This window comes from Mesorhizobium kowhaii (genome assembly GCF_003253745.1).
GTDB classification, from domain to species: domain Bacteria; phylum Pseudomonadota; class Alphaproteobacteria; order Rhizobiales; family Rhizobiaceae; genus Mesorhizobium; species Mesorhizobium kowhaii.
Genome location: NZ_MZXV01000085.1, coordinates 336,458 through 354,721, shown reverse-complemented (window position 1 = coordinate 354,721; position 18,264 = coordinate 336,458). Strand labels below are relative to the sequence as shown.

Here is an 18,264-nt window from a genome sequence, read left to right as displayed (position 1 = left end):
CCGTCGAGGGGTAAGGGCTTCAACCGATTTGCAGCCGTCCCGCCCGCAATCTCCGCTTGAAGCCGTTTGTGCAACGCGATACGCCGTTGCCGACTTCGACAAGGAGAGACCCGTGACCGCTGCAAAGACCAGAACCGAAACCGACACGTTCGGCCCGATCGAAGTCGCCGCCGATCGCTATTGGGGCGCGCAGGCACAGCGTTCGCTTGGCAATTTCAAGATCGGCTGGGAAAAGCAGCCCGCGTCGATCGTGCGCGCGCTCGGCGTCGTCAAGCGGGCGGCGGCCGAAGCCAACATGGAACTGAAGCGGCTCGAGCCGGCGATCGGCAAGGCGATCATCGAGGCAGCGCAAGAAGTCATCGACGGCAAGCTCAACGATCATTTTCCGCTGGTCGTCTGGCAGACCGGCTCGGGCACGCAGTCCAACATGAACGCCAATGAGGTGATCTCCAACCGCGCGATCGAGATGCTGGGCGGCGTCATGGGCTCCAAGAAGCCGGTGCATCCCAACGACCACGTCAATATGAGCCAGTCGTCGAACGACACCTATCCGACGGCGATGCACATCGCTTGCGCCGAGCGCATCGTGCACGATCTGCTGCCGGCGCTGAAGCACCTGCATAAGGCGCTGGACGCCAAGAGTAGGGCCTTCGCCCACATCATCAAGATCGGCCGCACGCACACGCAGGATGCCACGCCCCTTACCCTCGGCCAGGAATTCTCGGGCTATGCCGCACAGGTCGCCTCGTCGATCAAGCGCATCGAGCTGACGCTGCCCGGCCTGCAGGAACTGGCGCAGGGCGGCACCGCCGTCGGCACTGGCCTCAATGCGCCGGTCGGCTTCGCCGAAAGGGTAGCGGACCGCATCGCCGCCATCACCGGCATCGCCTTCGTCACCGCGCCGAACAAGTTCGAGGCGCTGGCAGCCCACGATTCCATGGTGTTCTCGCACGGCGCCATCAACGCCTGCGCTGCCGCGCTGTTCAAGATCGCCAACGACATCCGCTTCCTCGGCTCCGGCCCGCGTTCGGGCCTTGGCGAACTGTCGTTGCCGGAAAACGAGCCGGGCTCGTCGATCATGCCGGGCAAGGTCAATCCGACCCAGTGCGAGGCAATGACGCAGGTCTGCGTGCAAGTGTTCGGCAACAATGCCGCCGTCACCTTCGCCGGCAGCCAGGGCCATTTCGAGCTCAACGTCTATAACCCGCTGATGGCCTACAATTTCCTGCAGTCGGTGCAGTTGCTCACCGACGCTTCGGTCTCCTTCACCGACAATTGCGTCGTTGGCATCGAGGCGCGGGAAGACAACATCAAGGCGGCACTCGACCGCTCGCTGATGCTGGTGACGGCATTGGCGCCGACCATCGGCTACGACAACGCCGCCAAGATCGCCAAGACGGCGCACAAGAAGGGCACCACACTGCGCGAGGAAGCGCTCGCCACCGGGCTGGTCAGCGAAGCCGACTACGACCGGCTGGTGCGGCCCGAGGATATGACGCATCCGGGGTAAGGTTTTTCGGCGGGAGAATTTCCTCCCGTCGCGGCCTGATTCGACGCGAATTTTGCGTAAGTTGCACGATCGCGGAAATGCAAGCACTGTGAACAATGTGTCGCCAGTCTGGTGGCTTTGGTGAACAGTCCGCATGCTCTATCTCATCGGTATCAACCCCTTCCCGGAGAGAGCCACCATGTCCATCAACACTTCAGTCGCCGGTTCCGGCGCTTCCAATGCCTCAGCCACCATCCTACTCGGCCGCGTCCTGCTAGCTGTCATCTTCCTGCTTTCAGGTTTCGGCAAGCTCACCGCGATCGCTGGCACAGCCGGCTACTTCGGCAGCCTCGGCCTGCCCTTACCGACCGCGACGGCTATCATCGTCGGCCTGATCGAGCTTCTCGGCGGCATTGCCATCCTCATCGGCTTCCAGACCCGGATTGCCGCCTGGGTGCTCGCTATCTTCACCGTCGCCACCGCGCTGGTCGCCCATACCGGCTGGGCCGATCAGATGCAGATGATCAACTTCCTGAAGAATCTGGGGATTGCCGGCGGCTTCATCGTGCTGGCTACCTCGGGCGCTGGCGCCTATTCGGTCGACGCCAAGCGCGGCTGAAGCCACCAACAATCAAAGAAAGAGGGGCACGGAATTTTCCGCGCCCCTCTTTCGTTGTCTATCCAAGCGTCCCAGCTGACCAATTCCTGCTAGGATCGTGGCGTCGGGATGGGGAACCGTCTCAGCCGCCCCTGCCCGATCGACATCGGAGGTGACAAGCATGCCCCGCAACGCACTGCTTCTGCTTTCCCGGCTGCTGCTCGCCGCCCTGTTCGTGCCCTCCGGTTTCCACGCGCTTTCCGACATTGCCGGCACGACGGGCTATTTCGCCGGGCTCGGCCTGCCGCTGCCGACGCTTGCCGCCTGGGGCACAGGCTTGTTCGAGCTGATCGCCGGGCTGCTCATCCTGGTCGGTTTCCAGACCCGGATCGCGGCGCTGCTGCTCGCCGCCTTTTGTATTGTCGCCGGTTTCATCGGCCATTACGGCCAGGGCGGCGGCGACGCGATGCTCACCTTCCTGCATTCGCAGATGCTGATGAAGGATATCGCCATATCTGGCGGCTTCCTGGCGCTGGCGATAGCCGGGGCCGGCGCCTGGTCGGCGGACGGGCGCGGTGAGGCGTAAGGCCTACTTCACCGAAACGCTCTATTTCACCGAAACGCTTGGGCCGCCCTCGACGGCCAGCACCAGCCGGCGATTGGTTATCCTTGCCAGTTGCGCCAGGCGCCCGGCCGGCCGTTCGCCATAGAGGTCGGCCAGCGATGCGGGCAGAACCAGCGCCAGCACGCCATTGCCGCGCTGTTCCCATTTCAGCCTGGGCATGATGCCGGGCATCGATGCCGTCAGCAGGTAGACGACGCGCATCATCGCCGCCAGCACCCGCGCCCGCTCCAGGTAACGCGGCGAAGCCAGCGCCTTGATCTCGGGTGCGATGGCTTCGTTGAAGATGCCGTCGTGGCGATAGGCATTGGCCATCGCCAGGAAGGCACGGCCGGGATGGTCGACGCCGAAGAAGGACGCATGCGCGATGATGTTGAGCGACTGCTTGCCGCGATATTCGGGGTGTGCGCGCCAGCCGATGTCGGCCAGCAATGCGGCTGCGTGGCGATAGCGCGCCTCGTCCTCGGTCTCGTCGATGCCGAAGGCGGCAAAGGTTTTGGCCGTCCAGTCGACAAGTTCATGCGCATGGGTGACGGAGCGTGAGCGCAGACGGGCGAGTTCCTCCGAGGCCGAAATCAGCGGATCGGCCTTCTGCTCGGCCTCGTCGAGCAGCGAATAGAGAAAGCCTTCGCGAACGCCGAGCGCCGAGACGATGATCTTCGACGGCTGCATCGCCGCCATGATCTCCTGCAGCACGATGGCGCCATAAGGCAGCAGCGAACGGCGGTTCTTCGAAACGCCTTCGATACCCTTGACCTTCTCGATCTCGGCTTTGGCGACCTGCTTGAGGAAGTTCGTCGCACTGTCGGCGCTGATCTCGTAATGGTGCATGACGCCGAGCGGATAATTGGTCATTTCCATGTGCAGCCGGGCGAGATTTCGCCAGGTGCCGCCGACGGCGTAGAAGGGCCTACCCTGCCCGCCTTTCAACAGCTTGGCCCTGGCCAGCTCGTCACGCGCGATCTTCGCCGCCTGGGCGAGCGAGTTCTTCGCCATGTCCTGCAGGCGCAGGCCGCCCAGCGGCAGCGTGATGCCGTCGCCGATCGCTTCGCCGTTGACGTCGACAAGTTCAAGGCTGCCGCCGCCCAGATCGCCGGCGATGCCATCGGCCGGGTGGAAGCCCGAAATGACGCCGAGCGCCGAATAATAGGCTTCCTGACGGCCGCTGATCACACGGATCTCGGTCTTGAGCACGTCCTCGGCGCGGTGGATGAAATCGGGACCGTTGATCGCCTCGCGGGCCGCGGCGGTGGCCAGCACATACATGTGCTCGGCGCCCGCCTGGTCGGATAGTGCGCGAAAGCGGCGGAACTCTTCCATCGAGCGCGTCACCGCCTCGGGGTCGAGTTTGCCGGTGGAAACGATGCCGCGGCCGAGACCGGCCAGCATCTTTTCGTTGAACAGCATGGTGGGCGAGCGCGCCAGCCCTTCATAGACGACGAGGCGGATCGAATTCGACCCGATGTCGATGATGGATAGCGGTCGGCGGTCCTGCAACCGGCCCTGGGAATCGGACAGCATCAGCTGGACGCTGCGGCGTTCTTCTTGCGGCGCTTGAACTGCGCGATGCGCTTGGGCGCATGCGACTTCAGCGCGTCACCCCGTCCCGACAGGCTCGGATTGGTCATGAAATATTCCTGCGCGTTGAACGGTTCCTCGCCCTCCTCCAGCACCACGCGCCGGGAGGTTCCATCAGCCAATACGTCGAAACTTTGCTGATTGTCCATGATGTTGCCCAGCATGATCTGGCCCAGGATCTGTTCATGCACAGTTGGATTGGTGATCGGCACCATGGTCTCGACGCGGCGGTCGAGATTGCGCGGCATCAGGTCGGCCGAAGAGATGTAGACGATCGCCTCGTCCGATGGCAGCCCATGGCCATTGCCGAAGCAATAGATGCGGCTGTGTTCCAGAAAACGGCCGACAATCGACTTGACCCTGATGTTTTCCGACAGGCCCGGCACCTGTGGCCGCAGGCAGCAGATGCCGCGCACGACGAGGTCGATCTCGACGCCGGCACGGCCGGCGTCATAGAGCGCATCGATGATGATCGGGTCGACAAGCGCGTTCATCTTCATCCAAATGCGCGCCGGCCTCCCCTCCACCGCATGAGCAATCTCGTCGGCAATATGCTTCAAGATGCGGCTTCTCAGCGTGAACGGCGAGATCGCCAACCGCATTTCATCCGTCGGCTCGGCATAGCCGGTGATGAAATTGAACAGCTGGGCGACATCGCGCGCGATCGTCGGGTCGGTGGTGAAGAAGGACAGATCGGTGTAGATGCGCGCGGTGACCGGATGGTAGTTGCCGGTGCCGAGATGCACATAGTTGCGCAGCTTGCCGTCCTCGCGTCGCACCACCAGCGACATTTTCGCATGGGTTTTCAGCTCGAGGAAGCCGAACACGACCTGCACGCCGGCGCGCTCCAGGTCGCGCGCCCAGCGGATGTTGGCTTCCTCGTCGAAACGCGCTTTGAGCTCGACCAGCGCGGTGACCGACTTGCCGGCCTCGGCCGCGTCGACCAGCGCGCGCACGATCGGGCTGTCGTTGGAGGTGCGGTAAAGCGTCTGCTTGATCGCCACCACTTCGGGGTCGGCCATCGCCTGACGCAGGAACTGCACCACCACATCGAAGGATTCGTAGGGGTGATGGACGACGATGTCTTTCTCGCGGATGGCTGCAAAGCAGTCGCCGCCATGCTCGCGGATGCGTTCGGGAAAGCGCGGATTGTAGGGCGTGAACTTGAGATCGTCGCGAGGGATGGCGACGATCTCGGAAATCTGGCTGAGCGCCAGCGGACCGGTCAGAACGCTGATGCGGCTCGACGACACGCCAAGCTCGCCGGCAACGAAGTCACGCAGTTCCGACGGCATCAGTCTGTCGAATTCGATGCGGATCACCGAACCGCGGCGGCGGCGCTTCAACGCCGTCTCGAACAGGCGCACCAGATCCTCGGACTCCTCCTCGACCTCGATATCACTGTCGCGGATGATGCGGAACGTGCCGGAGCCCTTGACCTCATAGCCGGGGAATAGCTTGCCGATGTAAAGGCCGACCGCCTCTTCCAGCGGGATGAAGCGGACATGGTGCTTGCGGTCCGGCAGACGGATGAAGCGCTTCAACGCCACCGGCAAGCGCAGCAGCGCGCTCATCTCCTCGCCATTCTTGCGGTGGCGCAATTGCAGCGCCATCGAGAAACCGAGATTGGGAATGAACGGGAACGGATGCGCCGGGTCGATAGACAGCGGGGTCAGCACCGGAAACACCTGCTCCTGGAAATGGTCTTCCAGCCAGATCTTTTCGTCCTTGGTCAGCGCGTCACGCGTGATGCTCTCGATGCCTTCCTTGTTGAGCAGCACGGTGAGCGCCGAAAGGCTCTTCTGCTGGTCTTCCTGCAGCCGCTCGACCTCCCGCAGCAGCTGTTCGAGCTGCTGTTCGGGGGTGCGGCCGTCAGGGCTCTTCAGCGTGATGCCCTCGCGCACCTGGCCGGCAAGACCGGCGACGCGGACCATGAAGAACTCGTCGAGGTTGGCCGCCGAGATCGACAGGAAGCGGACGCGCTCGAGCAGCGGATGATTGAGGTTCAGCGATTCCTCGAGAACGCGCCGGTTGAACTGCAGCCAGGAAAACTCCCGGTTGACAAAGCGATCCGGGTTGCCGCCCTCCGGTCGAGCCACCTCGACATTCACGAATTCGCTCTGCACCGGCTTCAGTTCGTTCATGATTCCCGCTCTTCCCCGCAACCGCTGGCCGGTTAACCGGCTTAACTTATCCTCTGACAGGCTTTTGCGACAGTTTGATTTCATCGAACTTGCAAAGAGACCGGTTATGATCCAGATGCAGAAGAGACTGCGTTAAGGAGACGACGATGGCAGGCGGTTCCATTCCCCATTTTCAGAACGATGCGGGCCACCCGGCGATCGACATCGGCGTCAAGGAATTCATGTGCACGGGCGCCAACCCGCCTTTCGACCACCCGCATGTGTTTCTCGACATGGGCGACGACAATGAAAAAGTCTGCCCCTATTGCTCGACGCTCTACCGCTATTCGCCCAAGCTGAAGGCGACCGAAACGCTGCCGGACGGCTGTATCTACATCGACCAGGCCGCCTGATTCTTTCGCGACAAGCCCGATGGACGACACGCGGTCCCGGCAAGTCGTCATCGCCGGGGCGGGCGTCGCCGGGCTGACCGCCGCGCTGGCGTTCGCCGGACGCGGCTACCCCGTGCAGGTGTTCGAACAGGCACAGCGCCTGGAAGCAGCAGGCGCCGGCATCCAGCTTTCTCCCAACGCGACACGCATCCTTCGCCAGCTTGGCGTGCTCGACCGGCTGCTTCCGGCTGCGGTGCGGCCGGAAGCGGTGGTGCTGAAGGATGCCGCGACGTTGCGCGAACTGGCACGCGTGCCGCTGGGACAAGCCGCCGAAGCCCGCTGGCAGGCACCCTATCTCGTCGCTCACAGGGCTGACCTGCAGAGCGCATTGACTGCGCGCGTTGCCGAGATGCCGAACATTCTTCTGACTCCCGGCGCGCACGTCAGCAGCGTTGCCAAAGGCAGCCACGGTGTCACAGTGGCTGCCGAGATGGCCGGCGAGACAATCGAGGCCAAGGGCTTGCTGCTGGTCGGCGCCGATGGCGTCTGGTCATCGGTGCGCGGGCTTGTCGATCCGAACAAGGGGGCGGCCTCGCCGAGAAGTCACTTTTCGGGCGAACTGGCCTGGCGTGCCACCATTCCCGCCGACAGCGCTGCCGGACAAGCCTTTGCCGCGATCGGCGCAACCAATTGCGTCACCACCTTCCTGCATCCCGGCTTCCACATGGTCGCCTATCCCGTCAGCAAGGGTGCTGCCTTCAATCTCGCCGCCTTCACCAAGGGCGAACGCATTGCCGAGGGCTGGTCCGGGAACGCCGACACCAGGATCTTGACCGGTGCCATGCGTGGTACGGCGGCAGCACTTGCCCGTCTGATCGAGGAAGCCGGCCCGTGGACGGCATGGCCGATCCATACGGTCGAGAGCAACCAGCCTTGGACGACAGATGGCATGGCGCTGATCGGCGATGCGGCGCATGCGATGACGCCGTTCGCGGCGCAAGGTGCCGCCATGGCGATCGAGGATGCGGCGATGCTTGCGGATGTCGTCGCCGACTTCCCCGCCGATCAGGCACAAAGTCTTCAAATCTGGGAGAACCTGCGACGGCCGCGTATCGCCAGGGTCGCTCGTCGCGGCGCCCTCAACCGCCTCGCCTGGCATGCCGCGGGTCCAGTTTCTATCGCGCGCAATCTGTTCCTGAAAATGCGGTCGTCGGAAAAACTCGCCGCCGATCTCGACTGGCTTTATGGCTGGCGGGCACCGGAGCTTGGCGAAACATGAAACGCGACAGGCCGGCGCGAAGGAACAAGGCGCTCGTATTCGACAACAGCACCCACAGAGTAGGAATGTTCCATGGCCAAGGTCATTCGATATGAAATCGACCCAAAGAATCCGCCGCCTTTGACCGATGCTCAGAAGGCCGAGATCGCTTGGTTGACCTCGCGGCCAGAGAGTGATGTCGATACCAGCGACATTCCCGAGTTGACCGAAGAGTTTTGGCGAAACGCGATCAGGGGGGGCAAGGCTCGCTGACGAAAGCGCGACGGCTACCCGTCTAATTGTAAAGCCGCATCGACAGGCCGAGCGAAGCCGGCAGCGGGTTCCACCAGCCCGTCCTCAGGCCGGCGGTGCGCAATGCCGCCGCCGTCCAGGTGTTGCAGCCGACCAGCGTGTTGAAATGGCCGTTGGCTTCATAGAAACCGTCGAACCTCGAATAGGCCGCGTCCGGAACAACAATCGGCCCTTTCGGCCCCCGCTGGAAACTCGCATCGATGAAATCGAGCAGCGCCGCAAAACGCTCCTCGCCGATTTCGAAGCCGGCGACATCCGGATGCGGTTCGACGATGGCGCCGGCGACATCGACATGCATGACCGACGCGTCGACGGTCAGTGCCTTCATCACCGGAACAGCCTTGAGCTCAGACCATGTCGGCGTCTCCAGGTAGAAGGCGCGACCACCCCAGCCGAAGACGATATAGCGGACTTCCGGACTATCTGCCGGGATGCCGGCATCGACCAGGAAATGGAAGCGCTGGCGCACCCTGTCGTCGACCGGAATGGCGATGTCGGTGTGGATCGGGTTGTTCAGCACCAGGATATGGCGCGTGGTGGCGGGCGTGGCGGCGGCTGTTTGCCAGAGTGGTCGCGGCACGAGAGTGCCCAGCGTCACAGCGAGCGCAACGACGATCGACAGCAGGCCTAGAAAACGTCCCAGCTTTTTCATGAATGGCGGCCTTGCAAACGCACCCCGACGCGACACAAACCGCCCGCCTCCTGCTCATCCATACGCAAAAGAGCCCGGCACTGTTTCAGCCGGGCTCTCCCTGGTTATCGAAGGCCTAGTGCAGGATCTGCGACAGGAACAGCTTTGTCCGCTCATGGCGCGGATGATCGAAGAACTCGGCCGGCGTGTTCTGTTCGACGATCTGGCCCTGGTCCATGAAGATGACGCGATTGGCGACCTTGCGGGCAAAGCCCATCTCGTGGGTGACGCACAGCATGGTCATTCCTTCTTCGGCAAGGCCGACCATCGTTTCCAGCACTTCCTTGATCATCTCCGGATCGAGCGCCGAGGTCGGCTCGTCGAACAGCATGATGCGCGGGTTCATGCACAGCGAACGGGCGATCGCCACGCGCTGCTGCTGGCCGCCGGACAGTTGGCCGGGATATTTGTTGGCCTGTTCCGGAATCTTGACGCGCTTGAGGAAATGCATGGCGATTTCCTCGGCCTGCTTCTTCGGCGTCTTGCGCACCCAGATCGGCGCCAGCGTGCAGTTCTCCAGGATGGTCAGATGCGGGAACAGGTTGAAGTGCTGGAACACCATGCCGACCTCGCGGCGCACCTCGTCGATCTTCTTCAGATCGTTGGTCAGTTCCTTGCCGTCGACGATGATCTTGCCCTTCTGGTGCTCTTCCAGGCGGTTGATGCAGCGGATCATCGTCGATTTGCCGGAGCCCGATGGGCCGCAGATGACGATACGCTCGCCGCGCATCACTTTCAGGTTGATGTCCTTCAGCACATGGAATTCGCCATACCATTTGTGCATGGCGATGATGTCTATGGCGACATCGGTGGTCGAGATGTGCATCTTGGCGGCGTTGACCTTGATCTCTTCCGCGCTGACGGCATTTTCTATGACCATGGCAGGATCCCCTTGTTCTTTTGTTTAGCGTTTGTGGCCGGTGTCGAGTCGGCGTTCGGTGTACATTGAATAACGCGACATGCCGAAGCAGAACAGCCAGAAGACGAAGGCCGCGAAGATCAGACCCGACCTGGCGGTCTGCGCCGTCGCCCAGTTGGCGTCGGAGAAGTTCTGCTTGACGATGCCGAGCAGGTCGAACATCGAAATGATCGTGACCAGGCTGGTGTCCTTGAACATGCCGATGAAGGTGTTGACGATGCCCGGGATGACCAGCTTCAGCGCCTGCGGCATGACGATTAAATACATCTTCTGCCAATAGCCGAGGCCAAGCGAATCGGCGCCTTCATACTGGCCTTTGGGGATCGCCTGCAGGCCGCCGCGCACCACTTCAGCCATATAGGCGGCGGCAAACAACGACACGCCAATCAGCGCGCGCAGATACTTGTCGAAGGTGACGCCCGGCGGCAGGAACAGCGGCAGCATGACGCTGGCCATGAACAGGACGGTGATCAGCGGAATGCCGCGTACAGCTTCGATGAAGATGACGCACAGCATCTTGACGACCGGCATCCTGGAGCGCCGGCCAAGCGCCAGCACGATGCCAAGCGGCAACGACACGACGATGGCCACGAAAGACAGCGACAGCGTCACCAGCAAGCCGCCCCAGCGCGCGGTTTCGACATGTTCGAGACCGAACGCGCCGCCGACCAGCAGGAAGAACGACACGATGGGGAAAACGACGATCAGCAGCAGGGCGTTGAGGCCCTTGCGCGGCACGCTTGGTATCAGCATCGGCAACAGAAGCACCACCAGCAATATGCCGACCAGGATCGGCCGCCATCGCTCCTCGACCGGATAGGTGCCGAACATGATCTGGCCGAATTTGGCGTTGACGAAGGCCCAGCAGGCGCCAGACCAGCCATCCGGCTGGATACCGCCCTGCGCCACCGTGGCGCAGACGGTCCGGTTGGGTCCCGTCCACACGGCGTCGATGAAGGCCCAGTTGATGATTTGGGGCAGGATCATCACCACCAGCGCGATACCGACAATGGTCAAAATGGTGTCGCCTGCCGAGGCGATCAGGTTCTTGCGCACCCAGGCACCGAAGCCCACGACGCCGGCCGGTGCCGGTTGCGCCAGGGCCATTTCGGTGCGCACCCAGGACATATCATGTTCTTGCATGTCCCTATCTCTCCACCAGCGCCATTTTGGCGTTGAACCAGTTCATCAACAGCGAGGTCAGAAGGCTGATGGCCAGATAGATCACCATCATGATGACCACGCACTCCACCGCCTGGCCGGTTTGGTTGAGCACCGTGCCGGTCGTCGCCGTCAGGTCGGGATAGCCGATGGCGATGGCGAGTGAGGAGTTCTTGGTCAGGTTGAGATACTGACTGGCCAGCGGCGGAATGACGATGCGCATGGCCTGAGGTACAACCACCAGCCGCAACGCCTGGCCGGCACGCAGGCCGAGCGCTGCCGTAGCCTCGCTCTGACCTCTGGCGACGCCGCGAATGCCGGCGCGCACGATCTCGGCGATGAAGGCGGCGGTATAGAAGGACAGCGCCAGGTAGAGCGACAGGAATTCCGGCTTGACGACGAAGCCGCCAGTCAAGTTGAAAGTCGATTGCTTCGGAAAATCGAAGGTCAGCGGAAAGCCGCTCAGCGCGTAGGCGAGCAGCGGCAGCCCGATAATCAGCGCCAGCGATGTCCAGAACACCGGGAATTGCTGGCCGGTCGCCATCTGCCGCTGATGCGCCTTGTGGGCAACGAACCACGCCATGGCAATGCCGGCAAGCAGTCCCACCAGGATCAGCCACGAGCCGTCGCCCCAGATGGCACGCGGAAAATAGAAGCCGCGCTGGTTGAGGAACGAGCTGAACGGCAGGTTGATGCTGTCGCGCGGCGCAGGCAGCACCGCCAGCACGCCGGAATACCAGAAGAAGATGACCAGCAGCGGCGGAATGTTGCGGAACACCTCGACATAGACGGTGCAGATCTTCTGGATCAGCCAGTTTTTCGACAGCCGGCCGATGCCGACGATGAAACCGATGATGGTGGCGGTGATGATGCCGACAAACGCGACGATCAACGTGTTGATCAAGCCGACGATGATGGCCCGGCCATAGGTGGAGTCCGACGTATAGGCGATCGCCGTATCGGAAATGTCGAAGCCGGCGCGGCCTCTCAGAAAGGCGAAGCCGGAGGCAATGTGCAGGTTGGTCAGGTTCACGATCGTGTTGTGAACGATCCACCAGACACCGGACACCAACAAAGCAACGACCAGGCATTGATAGAAAATGCTGCGGACTTTCGGGTCGTTGATAAGAGAAGCGCGACTTGGCTCCTCGCGTAGAACTTCCTGCGATGCCATTCGACCGTCCCCCTGGAAAGAGAAACCGGAAGGCAGACAATCTGCCTTCCGGATCACATTTCGATCAGCGGATCGGCGGAGCGTATTGCAGGCCGCCCTTGGTCCATAGCGCGTTGATGCCGCGGGCGATCTTGAGCGGGCTGCCCGAGCCGACATTGCGGTCGAACATCTCGCCATAGTTGCCGACAGCCTTGACGATGTTGACGACCCAATCATTGGAAACGCCGAGATCGGTGCCGATCTTGGTATCGGCTTCCTGGCCGAGCACGCGCTTGATCTCCGGGCTGGCGGAGCTCTTCATTTCGTCGACATTGGCCTTGGTGATGCCGAGCTCCTCTGCGTCGAGCAGCGCGAAATAGGTCCACTTGACGATGTGGTACCACTGGTCGTCGCCCTGGCGCACGGCCGGTCCGAGCGGCTCCTTGGAGATGATCTCGGGCAGCACGACATGGTCGGCCGGCGAGCCCAGCGTCAGGCGAATGCCATAAAGACCCGACTGATCGGTGGTGTAGACGTCGCAACGGCCTGCGTCATAGGCGGCGTTGACCTCTTCCAGCTTCTCGAAGACGACCGGGTTGTACTCCATCTTGTTGGCCTTGAAATAGTCGGCGAGGTTGAGCTCTGTGGTCGTGCCGCTCTGCACGCAGACGGCGGCGCCGGAAAGCTGCAGCGCGGAATTGACGCCGGGCAGCTTCTTGGCGTTGATCATGAAGCCCTGGCCGTCATAGTAGGTGGTGCCGACGAAGTTCAGGCCAAGCGCCGTGTCGCGGTTGATGGTCCAAGTGGTGTTGCGCGACAGGATGTCGACCTCGCCGGATTGCAGCGCGGTGAACCGCTCCTTGGCGCTGAGTGGCGTGAACTTGACCTTGGTGCCGTCACCAAAGACGGCGGCCGCGACAGCGCGGCAGAAATCCGCGTCGATGCCTTGCCAGTCACCCTTGTCGTCCGGCGCCGAGAAGCCAGCCAGGCCGGTCGAGACACCGCACTGGATGAAGCCTTTCGCCTTGACGGTGTCGAGCGTCGTTGCCGAGGCGGCAGACGCCATCAACCCAAGCGTGGCGGCGCCAAGAATGCCGATAGCAATATGTTTCATGACCCACAGACCCTTTTCTCTGTTTTTCAGGTAAACCCTGACCTTTCCCGTGTGAACGCAGCTCCCATTCCGGCCCATACCCAGAAACCCGCATCGCAATCGACGCGCCGCCTCCCATTCACGAATGGCATCGAAGGCGATAATTCCCGTGAGGTCAAGGAAAATGACCGAATTCGAAAGAGTTTGAAAACCAGCGGCCGCAAATGCCTGAATTGCAGCCAGGAGCGTCAGGAAATTAGCAAGCCAGGCAAACAAAATTGGCAAAGTCCGGCGGGCGCAGATCCGCACTATGCCGGCGAAAATCCGTCCCGCGGATTCACTGCGCGTCACTGAATTTATCCCGGGATAAATTGGCATATCCAAAGACTGTTCCATGGCGAGCGATGGGGTCGCATGGCCGTGCCGCCCGGAAACGGGAGGAGAGCACATGCTCAGAGTGCTTGAACGAGCAGCCAGGCACCGATTGCCGCCATCAGCGCGCCGGAGATGCGCGGGATCAGCTGCCCGGTCGGGACGGTCTTCTCCAGGAGAATGAGGATGGCGATGCCGGCGATCCACAGCACGTTCATGACGCCGCCGACGAACAGGAGCGCCATCAACGCCCAGCAACAGCCGAGGCAATAGGCGCCATGATGGATCCCGAAGCGAAGCGCACAAAGCGGATCGGAGCGGAACCCGCCATGACTGGCCAGAAATGCGATCGGTGCCTGGCATTGCTGCAGGCAGACGCCCTTCATCGGCGTCCATTGATAGAGGCCGGCGGCGATCAGGACGAGGCCGCCGAGAACCGTACTGTTGGTTGTCATCATCGGGCTCAGCAAGGTGAGACTGGCCAGCAGCCATTGCGCGCCGGTCGCCGCGGCGCTGAAGGCAACCCAGACGAGCAGATAGCCGGTAAAAAACCATGCAGTCGATGCGATGGGCCGCCCGCCGGCCCGCGCCTTGCGACCGACCCCGGCATAGAGCAGCACCATCGGCGCGACCGACGGCGTCATCATGCCAACCATCATGACGGCCCACATGGCGAAGATGAAAGCGAAATCGGCTGGCGCCCAGGCCCGGAAACCGGGCGCAACCGCGGCTCCCATGTCCATGCCACCCATGTCCATACCCGGCATGTCCATGCCGCCCGCATTGGTACCCGACATGTCCATGCCAGCCATGTCGCCACTTGCGGCGTTCGGCGTGGTCATGTCGGCGGCGAGCCACAGCACATAGGCCCATGCGAGCACGGCAATGATGACGAGCGCAGCCGTCACGACCGTGCGGTCGCGCTGCAGCACCGCCTCAAGGGCCGTGTCGCTCATCGGATCAGGTCAATGCACGATACCGCTTTGCGAAAGGTGCAAATTGGCGAAATGGCTGTGCGAGTCCGCCAGTTCGAACCTGATCGGGCCGGTTGCCTTGGTCCAGCCGCGCCCGACCTCGGCAAGCGAGTATTCGAAACCATGCGTGAGGTCGATGCGCGCCCGATGCTCTGCACCGGTGACGGGATTCTTGATCGGCTCGCCGTGGCCCGAGGCTACGCCCGGCACGTCCAGGCGAGCCGCTCGGGCATCGACGTCCACTTCGAAGTCTATTGCCGCGAAGATCGGATCGTGGACCGTCTCCAGCGTGGTCGAAAAGACCTGGAATATGGTCGCGCCGGGTTCGGTGTCCTCACCGCTGAGAATGCGCAGCAGCGCGCCGCGCTGCGCCTCGGTCGCCCGCTCGTCAATGACCACTGCCGCCTCGCCCTTGCCCTGGTGAATTGCGCCAGGCCAACGGAAGACACCGGCAAAGCGCAAGCCATCCAGCTTGGTATCGCCGTGATAGCCGCTTTCGATTTCCACGCCGATCACCGCCCGGCAGGATCCATGCGTCGGCAAGGCGTTGAACTGGCACGGGCAGCCATAGGCGCAGTTGCAGTTGACGAACTCGCGCGCCTTGATCATCCACTTGACGTCGGTCATGGCATTCCTCCCCTGGCTGCATTCATTGCTCTGCAAGCGAGATGCCCGGATCGCAGGGGATCAGGAGGTCAACCGGGAACGATCATCCGGCAGCGTCTGATCGAGGCAGTCCGGGAAAAATATTAGGATTCAATCATATATCTTTCCCGGCCGTCTTCAATAGCCGATCGACCCAAGGGCGCAATGCGTTCGGACCGGGCAAGACTGAGCGCCCTTCACCAGAGACGACTTGGTACATCCGAAGTCGGTTCCCTGGCGGGTGCAGGCCGGTTGCACGGCCAAAGCCGTGGCACTATGGCTAGCGCCTTGTCGAACAAGGCGAAGAAGAATGGCGAAAAACGGCGACAGGCAACTTACCAGCAGCATGGGGATCAACACGCGGCTGGCCCATTCGGGCAACAATCCGCATGACTATTTCGGCTTCGTCAATCCACCGGTGGTGCATGCCTCGACCGTGCTTTATCCCGACGCGGCGTCGATGGCGGCACGCAGCCAGAAATACACTTACGGCACACGCGGCACGCCGACGACCGATGCTCTTGCCCACGCCATAGATGCACTGGAAGGGTCGGCCGGCACGATCGTGGTGCCTTCGGGCCTTGCGGCGGTGACCGTGCCGCTGCTCGCCTTCGTGTCGGCGGGCGACCACCTGCTGATCGTCGATTCCATCTATCACCCGACGCGCAACTTCGCCGACACGATGCTGAAGCGGCTGGGTGTCGAGGTCGAGTACTACGCCCCCGATGTCGGCGCCGGCATCGCGGCGTTGATCAAGCCCAACACCAAGGTGGTGTTCACGGAATCGCCAGCCTCCAACACGTTCGAGCTGCAGGACATCCCGGCCATCGTCAAGGCGGCGCACGCCGCAGGCGCCATCGTCATGATGGACAATACCTGGGCGACGCCGCTGTATTTCCGTCCGCTCGACCACGGCGTCGACATCTCGATCCATGCGGCGACGAAATATCCGGCCGGTCATTCCGACGTGCTGCTTGGCACGGTCTCGGCCAACGAAGGCTGCTGGAAGCATCTTTACGAAAGCTTCTGCACGCTTGGCTGCTGCGCTGGGCCCGACGATGTCTATCAGGTGCTGCGTGGCCTGCGCACCATGGGCGTGCGTCTGGAGCATCATCAGCGCAGCGCGCTCGCCATCGCCTCCTGGCTCGAGGGCCAGACGGGCGTGGCGCGCGTGCTCCACCCTGCCCTTCCCAGCCATCCGGACCATGGCCTGTGGAAGCGCGACTTCTCCGGCTCGAGCGGCATCTTTTCCATCGTGCTTGCCGGCGGTAGCCAGAAGCAGCAGCACGCCTTCCTCGACGCGCTGCAGATCTTCGGCCTCGGCTATTCCTGGGGCGGCTATGAGAGCCTTGCGGTGCCGGTCTGGCTCGGCGACCGCGTTGTTGCAAGGGGCCCGTATGAAGGCCCGTTGATCCGCCTGCAAATCGGCCTCGAGGATGTCGAAGACCTGAAGGCCGACATTCTGCGCGGCCTGGCCGCAGCGGCGGCTGCCTGAGCGATCAGGGCACCTGCCAAATTCAGCGGATCGGTAAAAGCAGCTCGAAAGATAGGTGAACCGCCACTTTGCCCTGCGGAGCCAAATCGGCACCGCGGGCGGATGCGGTGACAAATGTCACGGAATTCTATTTCTCAAAACCGCACCTTCGCGGATCAATTTGGCTTTCAACTTCGACAATGCCGCGTCATTGCGGTGCAATCATCGCGGTTTCGACTTTCCTCTGGAATACCGGCAGAGTTTTCCGACGCCCATGGCCTTTCGCCTTTTTGTTCCCATTCTTGCCGGCGCGACACTGCGCGAGCGCGTCATCGCCTGCATCGGCGCGACGATCGGCATTGCACTGACCGGCGCGATCGGCGGTCTGGTGCTCGGCAGCGGCCCGCACGTGCCGCTGCTGGTGGCGCCGATGGGCGCGTCGGCCGTGCTCCTGTTCGCGGTGCCGGCCAGTCCGCTGGCGCAGCCATGGTCGATCATCGGCGGCAACACGATTTCGGCACTGATCGGCGTGATCGTGGCGCATTTCATCCACGAAACCGCCCTTGCCACCGGCATCGCGGTGGCGCTGGCCATCGCCGCCATGTCGTTCACGCGCTGCCTGCATCCTCCAGGCGGGGCGGCGGCCCTGACCGCCGTGTTGGGAGGGCCTGCCGTCATCAGCGCCGGCTTCTTGTTTCCATTCGTGCCGGTGGCACTGAACTCGCTTCTGCTGGTGGCGCTCGGCTACGGATTCCACAAGCTGGCCCGGCGCAATTACCCACACGTGCCGATTCCCCCGACGAACAGCCACGGCACCGTCGATCCGCCGGCGCGGCTGCGCGTCGGCTTCCAGCCCGAGGACATCGATGCCGCGCTTGGCGCGCTCGACGAGACGTTCGATATCGATCGCAACGATCTCGACCGGCTGCTGCGGCAAGTCGAATTGCAGGCGCTGGTGCGCGCGCACCAGAACCTTCTGTGCGAGGACATCATGTCGCGCGATGTGATCTCGGTTGACGAACACACCTCGATCGAGGCGGCGCGGCAATTGCTGCTTGACCACAACATCCGTACCTTGCCGGTCGTCAACGCCGAGGCAAGGCTGGCAGGCACCGTGGGATTGCGGGAACTGGCGCTGGCCTCCGGCACGGTCGGATCCGTGACATCGCCCGCGGCGATAGCCGACGCCGGTTTCGCCGCCATGGGTCTGCTGCCCGTACTCACCGACGGCCGCAGCCATTCGGTCATCATCGTCGACGACGACAAGCGGATTCTCGGGCTGATCACGCAGACCGATCTGCTGGCGGCCACGGCGCGCCTGCAGGTTGCTGACAAGCCCTCGCCGGAAGCGGTACGGTAGCCGCCGCCGGATCCGGCGAAAACGGCCGGGAACCTTTTGCCGGCAATGCC

At 62.6% G+C, this 18,264-nt stretch carries 18 protein-coding genes; 9 read left to right on the top strand and 9 right to left on the bottom strand.

Features of this window, described 5'->3' with window-relative positions:
• Window positions 1–112: 112 nt before the first annotated feature.
• The 3 genes from fumC to B5V02_RS39870 all read left to right on the top strand — a co-directional run bounded on the left by fumC (window position 113) and on the right by B5V02_RS39870 (window position 2,673).
• A complete protein-coding gene (fumC, locus tag B5V02_RS39880; protein ID WP_111549364.1) occupies window positions 113–1,510 on the top strand; it encodes a class II fumarate hydratase in 1,398 nt (465 codons plus the stop codon).
• Between the two features lie 178 nt (window positions 1,511–1,688).
• On the top strand, window positions 1,689–2,108 hold the full coding sequence (locus tag B5V02_RS39875; protein WP_111549407.1) for a DoxX family protein: 420 nt from the start codon (window positions 1,689–1,691) through the stop codon (window positions 2,106–2,108).
• Between the two features lie 160 nt (window positions 2,109–2,268).
• Window positions 2,269–2,673 carry a DoxX family protein gene (locus tag B5V02_RS39870; RefSeq protein ID WP_111549363.1) on the top strand — a complete coding sequence of 135 codons (405 nt, stop codon included), beginning with the start codon at window positions 2,269–2,271 and terminating at the stop codon, window positions 2,671–2,673.
• A 21-nt stretch (window positions 2,674–2,694) separates the two neighbouring features.
• Here B5V02_RS39870 and ppx read toward each other — a convergent pair whose 3' ends face one another.
• Window positions 2,695–4,230, bottom strand: coding sequence for an exopolyphosphatase (gene ppx / locus B5V02_RS39865; RefSeq protein WP_111549362.1), 1,536 nt, complete (start codon window positions 4,228–4,230; stop codon window positions 2,695–2,697).
• On the bottom strand, window positions 4,230–6,431 hold the full coding sequence (locus B5V02_RS39860; protein WP_111549361.1) for an RNA degradosome polyphosphate kinase: 2,202 nt from the start codon (window positions 6,429–6,431) through the stop codon (window positions 4,230–4,232). Before B5V02_RS39860 ends, ppx begins: the two co-directional genes overlap by 1 nt.
• Window positions 6,432–6,577: 146 nt before the next feature.
• Between B5V02_RS39860 and B5V02_RS39855 the strand changes: the two genes are divergently transcribed.
• The 3 genes from B5V02_RS39855 to B5V02_RS39845 all read left to right on the top strand — a co-directional run bounded on the left by B5V02_RS39855 (window position 6,578) and on the right by B5V02_RS39845 (window position 8,333).
• The gene (locus tag B5V02_RS39855) at window positions 6,578–6,823 is read left to right on the top strand and encodes a zinc-finger domain-containing protein (RefSeq protein WP_111549360.1); all 246 of its coding nucleotides are present in this window, start codon (window positions 6,578–6,580) and stop codon (window positions 6,821–6,823) included.
• A 19-nt stretch (window positions 6,824–6,842) separates the two neighbouring features.
• Complete coding sequence (locus tag B5V02_RS39850; protein WP_111549359.1) at window positions 6,843–8,081, top strand: FAD-dependent monooxygenase; 1,239 nt, start codon at window positions 6,843–6,845, stop codon at window positions 8,079–8,081.
• Window positions 8,082–8,153: 72 nt separating this feature from the next.
• A complete protein-coding gene (locus tag B5V02_RS39845) occupies window positions 8,154–8,333 on the top strand; it encodes a hypothetical protein (protein WP_111549358.1) in 180 nt (59 codons plus the stop codon).
• Between the two features lie 22 nt (window positions 8,334–8,355).
• On the opposite strand, the gene B5V02_RS39840 is transcribed toward B5V02_RS39845, so the two are convergent.
• The 5 genes from B5V02_RS39840 to B5V02_RS39820 all read right to left on the bottom strand — a co-directional run bounded on the left by B5V02_RS39840 (window position 8,356) and on the right by B5V02_RS39820 (window position 13,410).
• Window positions 8,356–9,024 carry a TIGR02117 family protein gene (locus tag B5V02_RS39840; protein ID WP_111549357.1) on the bottom strand — a complete coding sequence of 223 codons (669 nt, stop codon included), beginning with the start codon at window positions 9,022–9,024 and terminating at the stop codon, window positions 8,356–8,358.
• 115 nt (window positions 9,025–9,139) lie between these two features.
• A complete protein-coding gene (locus B5V02_RS39835; RefSeq protein WP_031240865.1) occupies window positions 9,140–9,889 on the bottom strand; it encodes an amino acid ABC transporter ATP-binding protein in 750 nt (249 codons plus the stop codon).
• 78 nt (window positions 9,890–9,967) lie between these two features.
• A complete protein-coding gene (locus tag B5V02_RS39830) occupies window positions 9,968–11,125 on the bottom strand; it encodes an amino acid ABC transporter permease (RefSeq protein WP_111549355.1) in 1,158 nt (385 codons plus the stop codon).
• Between the two features lie 4 nt (window positions 11,126–11,129).
• A complete protein-coding gene (locus B5V02_RS39825) occupies window positions 11,130–12,317 on the bottom strand; it encodes an amino acid ABC transporter permease (protein WP_111549354.1) in 1,188 nt (395 codons plus the stop codon).
• Window positions 12,318–12,381: 64 nt separating this feature from the next.
• Window positions 12,382–13,410 carry an amino acid ABC transporter substrate-binding protein gene (locus B5V02_RS39820; RefSeq protein ID WP_111549353.1) on the bottom strand — a complete coding sequence of 343 codons (1,029 nt, stop codon included), beginning with the start codon at window positions 13,408–13,410 and terminating at the stop codon, window positions 12,382–12,384.
• Between B5V02_RS39820 and B5V02_RS40355 the strand changes: the two genes are divergently transcribed.
• Window positions 13,402–13,743: a hypothetical protein gene (locus B5V02_RS40355; protein ID WP_146606233.1), complete on the top strand. Its 342-nt coding sequence runs from the start codon at window positions 13,402–13,404 to the stop codon at window positions 13,741–13,743. The genes B5V02_RS39820 and B5V02_RS40355 overlap by 9 nt on opposite strands.
• Before the next feature lie 98 nt (window positions 13,744–13,841).
• Here B5V02_RS40355 and B5V02_RS39815 read toward each other — a convergent pair whose 3' ends face one another.
• Both B5V02_RS39815 and B5V02_RS39810 read right to left on the bottom strand, forming a co-directional pair.
• Window positions 13,842–14,717: a DUF2182 domain-containing protein gene (locus tag B5V02_RS39815; protein ID WP_111549352.1), complete on the bottom strand. Its 876-nt coding sequence runs from the start codon at window positions 14,715–14,717 to the stop codon at window positions 13,842–13,844.
• Between the two features lie 9 nt (window positions 14,718–14,726).
• Entirely contained in the window at window positions 14,727–15,362 is a 636-nt protein-coding gene (locus tag B5V02_RS39810; protein WP_111549351.1) for a DUF1326 domain-containing protein, read from the bottom strand.
• Between the two features lie 328 nt (window positions 15,363–15,690).
• On the opposite strand from B5V02_RS39810, the gene B5V02_RS39805 reads away from it, so the two are divergent.
• Both B5V02_RS39805 and B5V02_RS39800 read left to right on the top strand, forming a co-directional pair.
• Window positions 15,691–16,875, top strand: coding sequence for a cystathionine beta-lyase (locus B5V02_RS39805; protein WP_111549350.1), 1,185 nt, complete (start codon window positions 15,691–15,693; stop codon window positions 16,873–16,875).
• Between the two features lie 253 nt (window positions 16,876–17,128).
• Complete coding sequence (locus B5V02_RS39800) at window positions 17,129–18,214, top strand: HPP family protein (RefSeq protein ID WP_111549406.1); 1,086 nt, start codon at window positions 17,129–17,131, stop codon at window positions 18,212–18,214.
• Window positions 18,215–18,264: the final 50 nt, after the last annotated feature.

Coding starts and splice junctions, on each gene's coding strand:
- B5V02_RS39855 (WP_111549360.1), top strand. CDS start 6,578: ATGGCAGGCGGTTCCATTCCCCATTTTCAGAACGATGCGGGCCACCCG.
- B5V02_RS39850 (WP_111549359.1), top strand. CDS start 6,843: ATGGACGACACGCGGTCCCGGCAAGTCGTCATCGCCGGGGCGGGCGTC.
- B5V02_RS39800 (WP_111549406.1), top strand. CDS start 17,129: ATGGCCTTTCGCCTTTTTGTTCCCATTCTTGCCGGCGCGACACTGCGC.
- B5V02_RS39825 (WP_111549354.1), bottom strand. CDS start 12,317: ATGGCATCGCAGGAAGTTCTACGCGAGGAGCCAAGTCGCGCTTCTCTT.
- B5V02_RS39860 (WP_111549361.1), bottom strand. CDS start 6,431: ATGAACGAACTGAAGCCGGTGCAGAGCGAATTCGTGAATGTCGAGGTG.
- B5V02_RS39875 (WP_111549407.1), top strand. CDS start 1,689: ATGTCCATCAACACTTCAGTCGCCGGTTCCGGCGCTTCCAATGCCTCA.
- B5V02_RS39870 (WP_111549363.1), top strand. CDS start 2,269: ATGCCCCGCAACGCACTGCTTCTGCTTTCCCGGCTGCTGCTCGCCGCC.
- B5V02_RS39840 (WP_111549357.1), bottom strand. CDS start 9,024: ATGAAAAAGCTGGGACGTTTTCTAGGCCTGCTGTCGATCGTCGTTGCG.
- B5V02_RS40355 (WP_146606233.1), top strand. CDS start 13,402: ATGTTTCATGACCCACAGACCCTTTTCTCTGTTTTTCAGGTAAACCCT.
- B5V02_RS39810 (WP_111549351.1), bottom strand. CDS start 15,362: ATGACCGACGTCAAGTGGATGATCAAGGCGCGCGAGTTCGTCAACTGC.
- B5V02_RS39805 (WP_111549350.1), top strand. CDS start 15,691: ATGGCGAAAAACGGCGACAGGCAACTTACCAGCAGCATGGGGATCAAC.
- B5V02_RS39815 (WP_111549352.1), bottom strand. CDS start 14,717: ATGAGCGACACGGCCCTTGAGGCGGTGCTGCAGCGCGACCGCACGGTC.
- B5V02_RS39830 (WP_111549355.1), bottom strand. CDS start 11,125: ATGCAAGAACATGATATGTCCTGGGTGCGCACCGAAATGGCCCTGGCG.
- B5V02_RS39820 (WP_111549353.1), bottom strand. CDS start 13,410: ATGAAACATATTGCTATCGGCATTCTTGGCGCCGCCACGCTTGGGTTG.
- B5V02_RS39835 (WP_031240865.1), bottom strand. CDS start 9,889: ATGCACATCTCGACCACCGATGTCGCCATAGACATCATCGCCATGCAC.
- ppx (WP_111549362.1), bottom strand. CDS start 4,230: ATGCTGTCCGATTCCCAGGGCCGGTTGCAGGACCGCCGACCGCTATCC.
- B5V02_RS39845 (WP_111549358.1), top strand. CDS start 8,154: ATGGCCAAGGTCATTCGATATGAAATCGACCCAAAGAATCCGCCGCCT.